The 13,345-nt window shown below is 62.8% G+C and carries 13 protein-coding genes; 8 read left to right on the forward strand and 5 right to left on the reverse strand.

What is annotated here, in order from left to right:
* Nucleotides 1–4: 4 nt before the first annotated feature.
* Nucleotides 5–946, reverse strand: coding sequence for an alpha/beta fold hydrolase (locus BLV18_RS08400; protein ID WP_090357708.1), 942 nt, complete (start codon nt 944–946; stop codon nt 5–7).
* Nucleotides 947–1,039: 93 nt separating this feature from the next.
* On the opposite strand from BLV18_RS08400, the gene BLV18_RS08405 reads away from it, so the two are divergent.
* Nucleotides 1,040–1,624 (forward strand): CGNR zinc finger domain-containing protein, encoded by a 585-nt coding sequence (locus tag BLV18_RS08405; RefSeq protein ID WP_090357710.1) that lies wholly within the window; start codon nt 1,040–1,042, stop codon nt 1,622–1,624.
* 7 nt (nt 1,625–1,631) lie between these two features.
* Here the strand turns inward: BLV18_RS08405 and BLV18_RS08410 are convergent, their stop codons facing one another.
* Together BLV18_RS08410 and BLV18_RS08415 are read right to left on the reverse strand one after the other, a co-directional pair.
* A complete protein-coding gene (locus BLV18_RS08410) occupies nt 1,632–2,972 on the reverse strand; it encodes a heavy metal sensor histidine kinase (protein ID WP_244156935.1) in 1,341 nt (446 codons plus the stop codon).
* Nucleotides 2,973–3,007: 35 nt separating this feature from the next.
* On the reverse strand, nt 3,008–3,703 hold the full coding sequence (locus BLV18_RS08415) for a heavy metal response regulator transcription factor (RefSeq protein WP_090357716.1): 696 nt from the start codon (nt 3,701–3,703) through the stop codon (nt 3,008–3,010).
* Nucleotides 3,704–3,925: 222 nt separating this feature from the next.
* Here BLV18_RS08415 and BLV18_RS08420 point away from each other — a divergent pair, with 222 nt between their 5' ends.
* From BLV18_RS08420 to BLV18_RS08435, 3 genes are all read left to right on the forward strand, one after another.
* Nucleotides 3,926–4,531, forward strand: coding sequence for a hypothetical protein (locus tag BLV18_RS08420; RefSeq protein WP_082223586.1), 606 nt, complete (start codon nt 3,926–3,928; stop codon nt 4,529–4,531).
* Nucleotides 4,532–5,237: 706 nt separating this feature from the next.
* The gene (locus BLV18_RS08430; protein WP_090357718.1) at nt 5,238–5,861 is read left to right on the forward strand and encodes a cytochrome b/b6 domain-containing protein; all 624 of its coding nucleotides are present in this window, start codon (nt 5,238–5,240) and stop codon (nt 5,859–5,861) included.
* Nucleotides 5,854–6,624, forward strand: a complete 771-nt coding sequence (locus tag BLV18_RS08435; protein WP_056842947.1) for a molybdopterin-dependent oxidoreductase — start codon at nt 5,854–5,856, stop codon at nt 6,622–6,624. Before BLV18_RS08430 ends, BLV18_RS08435 begins: the two co-directional genes overlap by 8 nt.
* Before the next feature lie 6 nt (nt 6,625–6,630).
* Here the strand turns inward: BLV18_RS08435 and BLV18_RS08440 are convergent, their stop codons facing one another.
* Nucleotides 6,631–7,071, reverse strand: a complete 441-nt coding sequence (locus BLV18_RS08440) for a rhodanese-like domain-containing protein (protein ID WP_090357720.1) — start codon at nt 7,069–7,071, stop codon at nt 6,631–6,633.
* A 96-nt stretch (nt 7,072–7,167) separates the two neighbouring features.
* Here BLV18_RS08440 and ftrA point away from each other — a divergent pair, with 96 nt between their 5' ends.
* Nucleotides 7,168–8,133 carry a transcriptional regulator FtrA gene (gene ftrA, locus BLV18_RS08445; protein WP_090357722.1) on the forward strand — a complete coding sequence of 322 codons (966 nt, stop codon included), beginning with the start codon at nt 7,168–7,170 and terminating at the stop codon, nt 8,131–8,133.
* A 147-nt stretch (nt 8,134–8,280) separates the two neighbouring features.
* Here ftrA and BLV18_RS08450 read toward each other — a convergent pair whose 3' ends face one another.
* Nucleotides 8,281–9,798, reverse strand: a complete 1,518-nt coding sequence (locus tag BLV18_RS08450) for an MFS transporter (RefSeq protein ID WP_341864572.1) — start codon at nt 9,796–9,798, stop codon at nt 8,281–8,283.
* A 786-nt stretch (nt 9,799–10,584) separates the two neighbouring features.
* Between BLV18_RS08450 and gmd the strand changes: the two genes are divergently transcribed.
* The 3 genes from gmd to BLV18_RS08465 are packed head-to-tail and all read left to right on the forward strand — an operon-like array spanning nt 10,585 to nt 13,345.
* On the forward strand, nt 10,585–11,616 hold the full coding sequence (gene gmd, locus BLV18_RS08455) for a GDP-mannose 4,6-dehydratase (protein WP_049859290.1): 1,032 nt from the start codon (nt 10,585–10,587) through the stop codon (nt 11,614–11,616).
* Nucleotides 11,617–11,657: 41 nt separating this feature from the next.
* Complete coding sequence (locus BLV18_RS08460) at nt 11,658–12,812, forward strand: outer membrane beta-barrel protein (protein ID WP_049859291.1); 1,155 nt, start codon at nt 11,658–11,660, stop codon at nt 12,810–12,812.
* A gap of 26 nt (nt 12,813–12,838) precedes the next feature.
* Complete coding sequence (locus BLV18_RS08465) at nt 12,839–13,345, forward strand: polysaccharide biosynthesis/export family protein (RefSeq protein WP_049859292.1); 507 nt, start codon at nt 12,839–12,841, stop codon at nt 13,343–13,345.

The following is a 13,345-nucleotide window of genomic DNA, read 5'->3' on the forward strand; positions in this document are numbered from 1 at the left end:
GCCGTTACTTCAGGTGCTCGTCCAGAAACTCACGGATCACCGGGATGATCTCCCGCCCGTGGGTTTCCAGAGCGAAGTGCCCGGTGTCGTAGAACCGGATGTCCGCCTTGGGCAGGTCACGCTTCCAGGCCTCGGCGCCCGCCGGAAGGAAGAACGGATCGTGCTTGCCCCACACTGCCAGCAGAGGCGGCTGGTACTGGCGGAAATACGCCTGGAACTTGGGATACATCGCCACGTTGGAGGCGTAGTCCAGCACCAGATCGAGCTGGATGTCGGCATTGCCGGGGCGTGAGATCTGCAGGCCTTCCAGTGTGTAGCCGTCCGGCGACACCACACTGGGGTCGCTGACACCTTCCAGATACTGCCATTTGATCGACGCCGGTGTCGGGAAGTCCTGCAGGGCGTCGCGATGCGCCCGCGTAGGCTCGCGCCAGTACGTCTGAATCGGCGCCCATCCGGCGCCCAGACCTTCCTCATAGGCGTTGCCATTCTGCGAAATGATTGCGCTCACGCGTTCCGGATGAGCCACGGCGAGGCGCCAGCCCACCGGCGCGCCGTAGTCATGGACCATCAGCGCGTAACGCTCCAGCTTCAGCTGTTCGGTGAACTGGCCGATGGTTTGCGCCAGTTGGCTGAAGGTATAGGCGTACTGCCCCCGGGCGGGCGCTTCGGTGAAGCCGAACGCGGGCAGGTCCGGGGCGATGACGTGGTAGCGGTCGGCCAATTGCGGGATCAAGTCGCGGAACATGAACGACGAGGCGGCGAAGCCGTGCAGCAGCAACACGGTAGGCGCGCTGGGGTTGCCCGCCTCGCGATAGAACACCTTCACATCGCCGACCTGCTCGTGGCGGTAGTGGACGGTGTGGTCGGCTTGGGCTGCGTGGGTACCGCCGATGAGCAACGAAGCGGCAAGCGCGGCAGCGGCTGTGGATGTGGGCGTAGTCATGATGCCTCCTCATGTAACCTTATATGTGTGTATTTGAAGGTTACGAACTAATTTGGTAACCTGTCAAACAAATTTCATGAGTTACAGGTCATCATGAGCTCGACCCGCACCGCGTCCGATACGCTTTTTGTGGCGGACAATATCGCCCTGGATTTCCTCAATACCGAGTACGGTGTCGGCGAGCAACGCCAGGACTGCCTGCGCAACGACGAGGATGTGCTGACGTGGCTTGAGTCGGCAGGGCTGCTCGCCGCGCCGGATCGCCCCGAGGTTTTCGATGGACTATTGGCTCAGGCCCACGCCCTGCGCAGCAATGCCAGGGCGGTGCTGGAGGCAGCAATGGCGGGGGTGGAAGCCGATCCCTCGGTGGTCAATCAGGTATTGGAAGCAGGGCGTCCGGTCAGCTATTTGCGCTGGGAGGATCCAGCCCAGGCTTTTCGTGTCGCCACTCGGCCCAGGGATGCAGGTCCGGCCAGCCTGCTGTGGCCGGTGGCCGATGCACTGGTCAGCCTAGTCACGGGGGACAAGTTCGAGTTTGTACGTCAATGCGAGGCTCACGACTGCATATTGCTGTTCCATGACCTGAGCAAGTCGCACCGACGGCGCTGGTGCAGCATGGCGACCTGCGGCAATCGCATGAAGGTGGCGGCCTTTCGCGCCCGGAAGAAACCTGAATAGGCCCGTTTCAGGATCTGCCGAACACCGGAAAACTCAGGGCGAAACGAATGCGTCCGGGCTGCGGCTGGCTGACGCTGGCCTCACCGGCATGCAGTTGCATGATCGCCGCGACGATGGCCAGGCCCAGGCCGTTGGAGTCCGAGTTGTGCTGACGCGACGCGTCGCCGCGATAGAACCGGTCGAACAGGTGGGTCAGCGTTGCCGGGTCCAGGGCAGGGCCCTGATTCTCCACGTTGATCACGCACTGTGTCGTCGTCGACGCCACGTCGATCTGCACCTCGCTGTGCGGGTCGGCATAGCGGATGGCGTTGGCCACCAGGTTGCTCAAGGCCCGACGCAGCAGCAGCGGATCGGCGTTCAGGGTGGCGTCGCCTGCAATCGACAGACGAATCCTGCGCTCTTCGGCAAGCCCCTCGAAATACTCGGTCACCCGTTCCAGTTCGTCGTGCACCTGCAGCGGCTGACGCTGCACCACGGCCTGGGTGTCTTCGGCGCGCGCCAGGAACAGGATGCTTTCGACGATGCGTGAAATCCGCTCCAGCTCCTCAAGGTTCGATGCCAGCAGCGCCTGGTACTCGTCGGCGCTGCGGACTTGGCGCAGGGCGACCTGGCAGTGGCCCATCAGCGAGCCTACCGGGGTGCGGATCTCGTGGGCCAGGTCGGCCGAGAACTGGGTCAGCCGTTGGTAGCCCTCGGCCAGGCGATCGAGCATGGCGTTGTAGGCGTCGCTCAGTTGCTGGAGTTCGACAGGCGTGTTGTCACTGCTCATGCGGCTGTGCAGGCGGGCAGGGGAGATGTCGGTGGCGTGCGCGGCCATCTCACGCAGGGGCCGCAGGCCGCGCCGCAGCAGGACGAAGCCGAGCAGGGCGGTGAGCAGAAAGGCCATGCCCACGGCCAGGTAGATGCGCTGGCGGAACTCGCCGAGCATGGCCATTTCCTTGACCATGATGTGCGCGGCGGTGAGCTTCACCTCGCGCCCGCCGGACGTGGTCAATACGCTCGCGGCGCGCAGCGGTATGCCGGACGGCGCCGTACCGGTGCGCAGGTCGGAAGCGGTGGGCACGGCGTCTTGGGCCACCTCGGGCAAAGGCGGCAGGGTCGCGCGCAGCGGATTGACCTGGATCACCGGCGGCTGACCGGCCTCGGCGATGACGAAGATGTCGTCTTCGCTGCCGAGCATGTTCTGGAAGATCTGCGGGCTGCTCGAAAGCTTGTCCAGGGTCAGATCGTAGTGCAGCAGTTTGCGAAAGTGATCGAGCCGTCCGAGCACGGAGTTGTCGCTGCGCGCAAGCACGGATGTCTTCATCGACTCGTACAAGTACCAGCCGGCCCCTGCCACGGTGAGCATCGCCACCAGGGAAAAGGCCAGGGTCGAGCGCAGGGTCAGGGATGCTGGGCGTCGGCGTCGCAAGCGCGCACCTCGCAGACATAGCCGATGCCGCGCACGGTGTGGATGAGCTTGACCGGGTACGGCTGGTCGATCTTGCTGCGCAGACGCTTGACCGCGACGTCGACCACATTGGTGTCGCTGTCGAAATTCATGTCCCACACCTCCGAAGCGATCTGGGTTCGCGACAGGACGTCCCCTTCGCGGCGCAGCAGCAGGTGGAGCAGGGCGAACTCCTTGTTCGTCAGTGTGATCACCTCCTGCTGCCGGGTCACTCGACGGCGCAGCAGGTCCAGTTCGAGGTCAGCCAGATGGAATCGATCGGCTTCCCGGGCGCTGCCGCGACGCAGGATGGTGCGGATGCGCAGCAGCAGTTCGGTGAAGGAAAAGGGTTTGACCAGGTAGTCGTCGGCGCCCAGTTCCAGACCGCGAATGCGGTCCTGCAACTGGTCGCGGGCGGTCAGGAACAGCACCGGCACGGCATGCCGGGCGCGCAATACTTCCATGATCTGGAAACCGTCGATGCCGGGCAGCATCACGTCGAGCACCAGCAGATCATAGGGGTTTTCCAGGGCCAGGTGCAAACCGTCGGCGCCGTGCTGCGCCCAGTCGACGTTGTAGCCGGACTCGCCAAGGCCCTTTTTCAGGTACTCGCCGGTCTTGATGTCGTCTTCGATCAACAGGATGTGCATCGATCAGGCTCGCTGGGGCGTTGACGGTTCGAGATTCAGACTGCGGCGAACGGCGTTCGCGTGGTGCAGTCTAAACGAGCGGCACGGCGCTGTCGGTTACATTCCTGTCATCGATAGCGTCGCTGCGTGAATGACAGAAATGTCATCGCCCGGTCATGCACGCGTACCCATCGAGGGCCGAGGATGCATGCACACCTACCGCAAGGAGTCGTACCGATGAAGATCAAAACTGCCCTGTCGACCACCCTCGGCACGTTGCTGCTCAGTGCCGCCGTGATGGCGTCGGCTGCGGACATGCCAGTCGTGAAACCAATGCGGGGCACGGTCGATGGCGTCGACAACAACACCTTGTCCTTCACCACCCGCAGCGGTGCGCATCAGACCATCGGCCTGACCGACAAGACCGGCATCCGTCTGGTGTCCAAGGCCAACATCGATTCGATCAAGGCCGACAGCTTCATCGGCTCGGCCGCCACGCCCCAGGCGGACGGGACCCTGAAGGCCCTGGAAGTGACGGTCTTCGAGCCTAGCCTCAAGGGCAGCGGCGAAGGGCACTACGGCTGGGAAAACGCCGACGGCACCACCGGCACCATGACCAACGGCACCGTGGGCAAGCTGGCCCAGACCAACGGCCGCACCATGACCGTGAACTACAAAGGCGGCGAGAAGCAGGTGGTGGTGCCTGAAGACGTACCGATCGCCTACGTCGAAGCGGGCAAGGCGGAGCAATTGGTCAAGGGCGCCAAGATCGTCGTCTTCCCAGCCGATGACGGCAAGACCGCACGCGGTGTGGCCGTAGGCAAGGACGGCTTCCAGCCGCCGATGTAAGCAGCGGGCATGCTCTCCCCATAGGTGCCAGGCCCCTGAGTGAGCCGGTTCCCTGTGGGGAAGATCTCTGTGAGGAGGGTCTCTGTAAGGAGGATCTCTGTGAGGAGGGTCTCTGTAAGGAGGATCTCTCTGAGGAGGACCTCTGTGAGAAGCACCTCTGTGAGGAGGACGTCTGTGGGAGCGGGCTCTGCCCGCGAAGCAGGCGCCGCGGTGCTTCAGCCATACCGCGGCGCCTGCTTCGCGGGCAGAGCCCGCTCCCACAAGGGACAGTGCTCCCACAAGGGACAGTGCTCCCACAAGGGACAGTGCTCCCACAAGGGACAGTGCTCCCACAAGGGACAGTGCTCCCACAAGGGACAGTGCTCCCACAAGGGACAGTGCTCCCACAAGGGACAGTGCTCCCACAAGGGACAGTGCTCCCACAAGGGACAGTGCTCCCACAAGGGACAGTGCTCCCACAAAGGACAGTGCTCCCACAAGGGACAGTGCTCCCACAAAGGACAGTGCTCCCACAAGGGACAGTGCTTCCACAAGGGACAGTGCTCCCACAAGGGACAGTGCTTCCACCAGGGGCAGTGCTCCCACAAGGGACAGTGCTCACACAAGGGCAGGGTTCCCACAAGGGGGGTGCTCCCACAATGGCAGGGCTCCCACATGGGCGGTGCTGCCACCAGGGGCAGTGATTTTTAAACAGGGGGGGCTTTCCATGGCCGTGCAACGCATACATTCACTCACGGTACGTCTCACCCACTGGATCAATGCCTTTGGCATGACCTGCATGTTCATGAGTGGATGGGGCATCTACAACGCCTCCCCCCTGTTCGCCTTCCGCTTCCCGCCCTCATTCACGTTGGGCGGGTGGCTGGGCGGCGCACTGGCCTGGCACTATGCGGTGATGTGGCTGCTGGTGATCAACGGCCTCATCTACGTGCTCTACGGATTGGGCAGCCGCCACTTCAAGCGCGACCTGCTACCGGTTACCCCCAGCGCGGTCAAGCGTGATCTGCGCGACGCCCTGCGCCTGCGACTGGTCCACGAAAAGGGCGTCTACAACGCCGTGCAGCGCCTGATGTACTGGCTGGTGCTGGCGGCTGGCGTGCTGATCCTGGTTTCGGGCGTCGCCATCTGGAAGCCCATCCAGTTCCAGGAACTGGTCGCTCTGCTGGGCGGCTATGACTTCGCTCGCTACGTGCACTTCGCGGCGATGTCGGCCATCGGCGCGTTCGTGATCGTGCACCTGGTCCTGGTGCTGCTGGTGCCCAAGACCCTACCACCGATGATCACCGGCGGCGTACGACCGCTGAACACCGGGAAGACCGACCATGAATGAACCCAAACCCCGACGCAGCGCCCCGATCAGACTCGAGCCTGCCCAGCGCACTCAGCTGGAAAACCTCCAGCGCCGGCACTTCCTGCGTGGCGGCCTGACCGTCGGCGCCATGGCGATGCTCAGCGGCTGCAACCTCCAGGACGGCGACCAGGTCGACAAAGTGCTGTGGGCCATGTCGCGCTGGAACGATCGCGTGCAGGCCTGGCTGTTCAGCGGCCAGCGGCTGGCACCCACCTACAGCAAGGCGCAGATGACCCAGCCGTTCCCGTTCAACGCGTTCTACGGCGAAGACGACATTCCCGATATCGACGTACCCGGCTATTCCCTCGCCGTGTCCGGCCTGGTCCGCGACAAGGCCCCCTGGACCCTGGAAGGCCTGCGCAAGCTGCCTCAGCGCACCGACATCACTCGCCTGATCTGCGTCGAAGGCTGGAGCGCCATTGGCCAGTGGGGTGGGGTGCCGCTGAAAACGTTCCTGGAACACATCGGCGCCGACACCACCGCCAAGTTCGTCGGCTTCAAGTGCGCCGACCGCTACTACTCCAGCCTGGACATGCCCACCGCGCTGCACCCGCAGACGCTGCTCGCCCTGGATTACGCTGAGGTCGCTCTGCCGCCCGAATACGGCTATCCGTTGCGCGTTCGGGTGCCGACCAAACTGGGCTTCAAGAACCCCAAGCACATCGTCGAAATCTTCGTCAGCAACGACTACCCCGGCGGCTACTGGGAAGATCAGGGCTACAACTGGTTCAGCGGCATCTGAAGGCGCTCAGCAGGCGCACGACGTGACCGTTGTCGTCGCCGCGGGTTGCTCATCCGCTTGTGCAAGCGGGAGACCTTCGTCGAGCCAACCGGTGATGCCGCCGATCATCTCCTTGACCGAGTGGCCAAGACCGGCCAATCGCGCCGCTGCGCGGTGTACGCCATTGCAATGCGGACCGGCGCAATAGACGACGAACAGGCTGTTGGCCGGAAACGCGGCAAGGCGCTCGGGCGTGATCGTGCGGGTTGGCAGGTTGATCGCGCCTGGCACGTGGCCGGCGGCGAATGCAGTGGCATTGCGAACAACCACCAGGACATAGTCCACTTGGCCCGCCTGCTGGCTGTGGTAGACATCGGAGCAATCGGTTTCAAAGCGCAGCCGCTGGCTGAAGTGGGCCAGGGCTTGCTCGGCGCTGGCCGCCGGGTGTTCAGTGATCAGGCTTGACATTGGGTGACTCCGTTCAAGTTTGTGTGACGTCACTTTAAGGGGGGGAGACCCTGAGCTACAGTGGCGCACTCGACATCAACCGGTAGTTTTCCGCCAATGCAAGACGCTCCAGGGCTGGTGGCCATCTTGGCCTACGATGGTCTGTGCACTTTCGAATTCGGCATTGCCATCGAGGTATTCGCCTTGCCCAGGCCGGAATTCGATTTCGCCTGGTACGCGCATCGCATCGTTGCCGTCGATCCGGGGCCGCTGCGTGCGACGGGCGGTTTTGTAGTCGGCGCCGACGCCGGGCTGGAAGTGCTGGCCCAGGCGCGTACCATCATCGTCCCCGGATGGCGCAGTCGCGATGAACCGCCGCCCCAGTCCCTGCTTGTGGAGCTGCGCCGGGCCCACGCGCGGGGTGCGCGCCTGCTGTCGATCTGCTCCGGTGTCTTCGTGCTGGCCGCAGCTGGGTTGCTGGATGGCAAGCGGGCCACCACCCATTGGCGCTACAGCGACGAGTTGGCGCGGCGGTTTCCGGGCATCGCTGTCGATTCCTCGGTGCTCTATGTGGACAGCGGGCAGGTGATCACCTCGGCAGGCAGTGCGGCGGGCATCGATGCTTGCCTGCATCTGGTCGAGCGGGATTTTGGCGCTCACGTTTCCAATACCGTGGCGCGTCGGCTGGTCATGGCGCCACAGCGCGGTGGTGGGCAGGCGCAGTTCATTGCCGCGCCGGTCGCCCTGGCCCCGCGGCACGACTTGGCCGTGGTCCTGGATTGGGTTCGCGAACATCTGGGTGAACCGTTGACGGTTCCTCAGATGGCCGCCAGGGCGCTGATGAGCGAACGCACGTTTTTACGGCGCTTCAATGACGCGACCGGCATGACGCCCAAAGCCTGGCTGCAGCACGAACGAATGGCCAGAGCCCGTTCGTTGCTCGAAACCAGTGGGCTCGACACCGAACAGATAGCTCAACGTTGTGGGTTCACCTCCGCGGAAAGTTTCCGGGTAGCGTTTCGCAGGACCGTTGGCCTGGCGCCGTCCTTCTACCGCGACAGCTTCGGAGCACGGCATCGGTAACGCGGCGCCCCCGGACGCGCCGCTCCTGTAGCAGCGGCGCGAGCCGCGTCGGTGGTCGACGCGGTTCGCCTGGAACAACATGGTGCCCCCGGACGCGGCTTGCGCCGCTGCTACAGGGATCGCAGTGGATGGGGGCGTGCCTTGGGGTCAGGGAGTCTGGCTGTGGCTGTGCCCATGGCGCTGCAATGTTACCCAGATGATCACGGCCAGGATGCCGATCAATGTCGCGGCGCACGTCAGTACCAGACTGTGCGAGGTGCTGAACGCCGCTCGACCGGCCGCGACCAGATCGGCTGCCTGTTGACCTTCCAGGGTCTTCGCTGCACTCATGGTTTCGCCGATCGACTGCCGGGCGCTCTCGGCGAGTTCCGGCGGCAACCCATCGGGCAACCGGATCGAGCGGATGTAGCCGCTGCCCAGCACGAGGCCGAAGCCGGTGATCCCCAGGCCCGTACCCAAGTCATAGCTGGTGGCTTCCAGTGCGCCGGCCGAGCCCGCCTTGTGCGGCGGGGTGCTGCTCATGATCGCCACCGAGGACGCCGTCAGGCCGATGCTCAGGGACAGGCCGAGGACCACCAGCAGCCCGATCACCGCCCATCCGCTCTGGTGCAGGTCAGCCATGGCCAAGCCCGCCAGGCTCGCGCTGGCGGCGCCCAGTGACAGACTGCCGACCCAGCGCAGGCCGATGGCGCGCAGCAGCAACCCCGCCATGGGCCCGCCGATCGCCGAGGCGATCATCAAAGGCAACAGGAACATCCCAGCCTGCAACGGCGTCTGTCCGAGGACGAATTGCAGCTCCTGCGCCAGCATCAATTCCACTCCCGCCAAGGCACCCATCACCACCAGCGCCATGACCACTCCGGCGCTGATCGCCGGCGAGCGGAACAGACTCAGGTCCAGCATCGGTCGCGCGGCATGCAACTGTTTGTGCCCGAACCAGCCCAGCATGCCCAGGCCCAAAACTGCCGACACCATGGTGAGCGACGCCGAACTGCCAGGCTTGAACCCCGACTTGAGCGCATAGACCGAGGCCATGATACCGAGCATGAGAATCAAGGCTTGGCCAATGGTCCAGTTGCCGTCACCGGTGATCGAGGTGCGGGGTACGTGCCTGAGCACCAGCGGCATCACGATCATCATCACTGGTACGTTGACCAGAAACACCGCGCCCCACCAGAAATGCTCCAGCAAAGCGCCGCCCGCCAGGGGCCCGATGGCCGCGCCTGCCGAACCGGTCGCGCCCCATATACCCAACGCCAGTGCCCGCTCGCGCTCGTCGTCGAAGGTCTGGCGGAGGATAGCCAAGGTGCAGGGAATGATCATTGCCGAGCCGAACGCCATGAACGCCCGCGCGGCAATCAACGCCGCGACGTTGGGCGAGAAGGCGGCCAGTACCGAACCCAGGCTGAAGATGCACAGCCCGGTGATCAGCAGTTGCCGATGGCCGATCCGGTCGGCGAGGGTGCCCATGGGAATCAGCAGGCTGGCCATGAGCAGCGGATAGATGTCGATGATCCACAGCACTTCGGTGCCGGTGGCCTGCAAGGCCAAGGTCAGTGACGGGATCGCCACGTGCAGGATGGTCACGTCCAGCACCACCGGCAGAAACACCATCATGACCGCGACCAGCACCCACCAACGTTTTACAGATTCAGACGATGACACAGGACTTCCTTGTGTTAACCAATGGGCCACTGCAGCAGCCAAACGGGTGCTGATACCAGCATGTCAGCCAACGCGAAGCAAGGGGCGCGACTGGGCACTGTGCAATGACCAGGCAGCCTGCAAGTCGGTTTACTGGCGTTTATCCAGAACGACACGGATGGGTGTGAAGCCATTTCTTAACAAACCTGTTTCGTGCGTGTTGCACATGGTGATCTTGCCTAATCATTGCGGCCCTCGCCAACCGTGGGCTGCACCTGAGCCACACACGAAGTTGTTACTGTTTCGCCAATGAACCGTCGCGCCTCGACGGACTTTCGACTTGCATTGCCGGGCAAATGTTTATTGGCGCCAATAAAAACAACACCATGGGGCTGCAGATATTTGGCGCCATCATTACAGAATATCTAAATTGTTGATTTATAACGTTTTTATAAAAAATAGCTCGGGTTGTTATTTATTTGGAGGCGGGTAATAGCACTCAGCTTGCACTGCCGGAGTTTCGACACCTAGTATCACCTCGCCTTACCGATGCCGCCCCAGAGTCGGCACTGACAAAGAGCGACCGAACAGGACGCACACGATCGCCAATGCCATGGGTACACCACAGTTGCAGCGCCTCACCGTGCTGGGCAGGACGTGTACCTGATTTATTTTGCGCCAATGCCACGCTTATACGATGTCCGCACTGAACCTTGCTGCAATAGCTTGTCCAAGGTCAGCTCCTCCGGATGTACCGTCGGGCGTTGCACTGGTTGTTATTGCTTACCAAAGACTCTGGAGATTTGCATGAAAGCGATTGTCACCGGTGTAACCGGCCAGGATGGGGCGTATCTGACGCAGCTCTTGTTGGAAAAAGGCTATACCGTCTACGGGACCTACCGACGCACCAGTTCGGTGAACTTCTGGCGTCTGGAAGAGCTCGGTGTCGCGACCCATGCCAACCTGCATTTGGTCGAGTATGACCTCACCGACCTGTCGGCCAGCATTCGCCTGCTGCAGAACACCGAGGCGACCGAGGTCTACAACCTTGCGGCGCAGAGCTTTGTCGGCGTGTCCTTCGAGCAGCCGTTGACCACGGCCGAGATCACCGGGGTAGGGGTGGTCAACCTGCTTGAAGCGATCCGCATCGTCAACCCGAAGATCCGCTTCTATCAGGCGTCCACCTCCGAGATGTTCGGCAAGGTGCAGGCGATTCCGCAGATCGAGAGCACGCCGTTCTACCCGCGCAGCCCGTACGGCGTCGCCAAGCTGTACGCCCACTGGATGACCATCAATTACCGCGAGTCTTACGGCATCTTCGCGACCAGCGGAATCCTGTTCAACCACGAGTCGCCTCTTCGCGGCCGTGAGTTCGTGACCCGCAAGATCACCGACAGCGTAGCCAAGATCAAGCTGGGCAAGCTCGACGTGCTCGAACTGGGCAACCTCGACGCCAAGCGCGACTGGGGTTTCGCCAAGGAATACGTGGAAGGCATGTGGCGCATGCTGCAAGCCGATGAGCCGGACACTTTCGTGCTGGCCACCAACCGTACCGAAACCGTGCGCGACTTCGTCAGCATGGCGTTCAAGGCTGTCGACATCAGCCTGGACTGGTCGGGCAAGGACGATTCGGAATGCGGCACCTGCCGCGCGACCGGCAAGGTGCTGGTCAAGGTCAACCCGATGTTCCACCGTCCGGCCGAAGTCGATCTGTTGATCGGTGACCCGGCCAAGGCGCGTGAAGTGCTGGGTTGGCAGCCGCAGACCAGCCTCGAAGAGCTGTGCCGGATGATGGTCGAGGCCGATCTGCGACGCAATGAAATCGGCTTTTCTTTCTAGGCGCCTCTGGCGTCTACCCGAATTACGCAGTGGGAATGGATATGAATAAACAACAGTGGATGGCATGCCTGGCGCTGGCGCCCTGGCCCTTGAGCGCTTGGGCGTTGGAACCGGCAAAGGTCGAGTTGGGCCCCGTGAACTTCACTCCGACACTGGAGATAAGCGAACGCTACGACGACAACTTTCGCGCCGTGGATCGCAATGAGGACGCGTCGTGGATCACCTCGGTCAAGCCGACCCTGTTGTTTACCCGCGAAACCCGCAACACCGGCTACAAGTTCCAGTACTCGGCCGACAGCCAGACCTATCTGGACCACGCCGACGCCAGCCACATCGACCACGATGCCGAGCTGAGTGGCATCTGGGCTTTCGATTCGCGCAATCGCCTCGACGCTACGCTCGATTACAAGCGCGGCGAAGAAACCGTCGACTCCGCCGATGAGCGTGAGAACGACAAGTACACCCGTCAGGGCGGTCGCTTGAAGTACACCTTCGGCGCCCTCAGCGCCATGAACCAGATCGAGCTGGGTGGCGGCTACCGTCAGCAGCGCTATCGCAACGCCGATGGTATCAACGACGACAAGGAATACGACGCCACCAGCGTCAGCGGTACCTGGTTCCATCGCCTGGGCGGCAGCACCCGCGCCCTGGTTCAACTGGACCACGTCGACTACGACTACCTGGACTTCGACCGCCGTAACAGCAAGGGCAACCGCGTGCTGTTCGGTATCGACCGTGACGTCACCGCCAAGCTCAGCGGTACCGCCCGCGCCGGTTACGAGCGCAAGGATTTCGAAAGCTCGCAGAGCAACGACTACGGCAGCGGCACTTGGGAAGTGGGCATGGACTACAAGCCACGCACCTATTCCACCATCTCGGTGAACATGCGCCGCGCCTTCGACGAAGGCGACGACGGTGCCAACACCGTGCACGTGACCAGCAGCCGCCTGGGCTGGCGCCACAGCTGGTCGTCGTTCTTCGCCACCGACGTCAACTATCGCCACGCACAGCGCGAGTACCTGGGCACGGGCGGTCGCGACGACACCCAGAACGCCGCAGGTGCCGAGATCATCTACACCGCCAGCCGTTGGGCCGAGGTTTCCCTGGGCTACAACCGCGTGGACAACAACTCGAACGTGGACAGCGAAGACTACGTTCGCAACATCTACCTGCTCAGCCTCAAGCTGTCCCTGTGAACCTGACCCAAAGGGGAGAAGCCACCATGTTCAAGCAAGCATTGATCGTCGTACTGGCACTGTTCAGCCTGGGAGCCCAGGCCGATGCCTACAAACTCGCTTCGGGCGACGTCATCCGGGTCTCCGTCCTGGGTGAACCTGACCTGACCAACGAGGAAGTCCACCTCAACGATTCCGGGACCTTCTCGTACCCCTTTCTGGGCAACGTGAAAGCGCTCGGCAAGACCACAGACGAGATCGAGCGGGTCATCACCAAGGGCCTGAGCGGTGATTACCTCAAGGATCCGAAAGTGACCGTGAGCGTCGTCGAATACCGTCCTTTCTACATCGGCGGTGAAGTCAAGGCGCCGGGCGGGTATCCCTACAAGCCGGGCCTGACCATGGACCGCGCCATCGCTCTGGCGGGCGGTCTGACCGAGCGTGCTTCGGTCAACCGCATCAACATCAACCGCGGCGGCAGCGCCAAGCCGGCCCAGTTGGCAACACCGGTAGAACCGGGCGACACCATCACTATTGATCAGGGGTTCTTCTAA

The sequence above is a fragment of the Pseudomonas coleopterorum genome, from assembly GCF_900105555.1.
In the GTDB taxonomy this organism is placed as follows: Bacteria; Pseudomonadota; Gammaproteobacteria; order Pseudomonadales; family Pseudomonadaceae; genus Aquipseudomonas; species Aquipseudomonas coleopterorum.

Coding starts and splice junctions, on each gene's coding strand:
- BLV18_RS08400 (WP_090357708.1), bottom strand. CDS start 946: ATGACTACGCCCACATCCACAGCCGCTGCCGCGCTTGCCGCTTCGTTG.
- BLV18_RS08405 (WP_090357710.1), top strand. CDS start 1,040: ATGAGCTCGACCCGCACCGCGTCCGATACGCTTTTTGTGGCGGACAAT.
- BLV18_RS08410 (WP_244156935.1), bottom strand. CDS start 2,972: ATGCTCACCGTGGCAGGGGCCGGCTGGTACTTGTACGAGTCGATGAAG.
- BLV18_RS08415 (WP_090357716.1), bottom strand. CDS start 3,703: ATGCACATCCTGTTGATCGAAGACGACATCAAGACCGGCGAGTACCTG.
- BLV18_RS08430 (WP_090357718.1), top strand. CDS start 5,238: ATGGCCGTGCAACGCATACATTCACTCACGGTACGTCTCACCCACTGG.
- BLV18_RS08435 (WP_056842947.1), top strand. CDS start 5,854: ATGAATGAACCCAAACCCCGACGCAGCGCCCCGATCAGACTCGAGCCT.
- BLV18_RS08440 (WP_090357720.1), bottom strand. CDS start 7,071: ATGTCAAGCCTGATCACTGAACACCCGGCGGCCAGCGCCGAGCAAGCC.
- ftrA (WP_090357722.1), top strand. CDS start 7,168: ATGCAAGACGCTCCAGGGCTGGTGGCCATCTTGGCCTACGATGGTCTG.
- gmd (WP_049859290.1), top strand. CDS start 10,585: ATGAAAGCGATTGTCACCGGTGTAACCGGCCAGGATGGGGCGTATCTG.
- BLV18_RS08460 (WP_049859291.1), top strand. CDS start 11,658: ATGAATAAACAACAGTGGATGGCATGCCTGGCGCTGGCGCCCTGGCCC.
- BLV18_RS08465 (WP_049859292.1), top strand. CDS start 12,839: ATGTTCAAGCAAGCATTGATCGTCGTACTGGCACTGTTCAGCCTGGGA.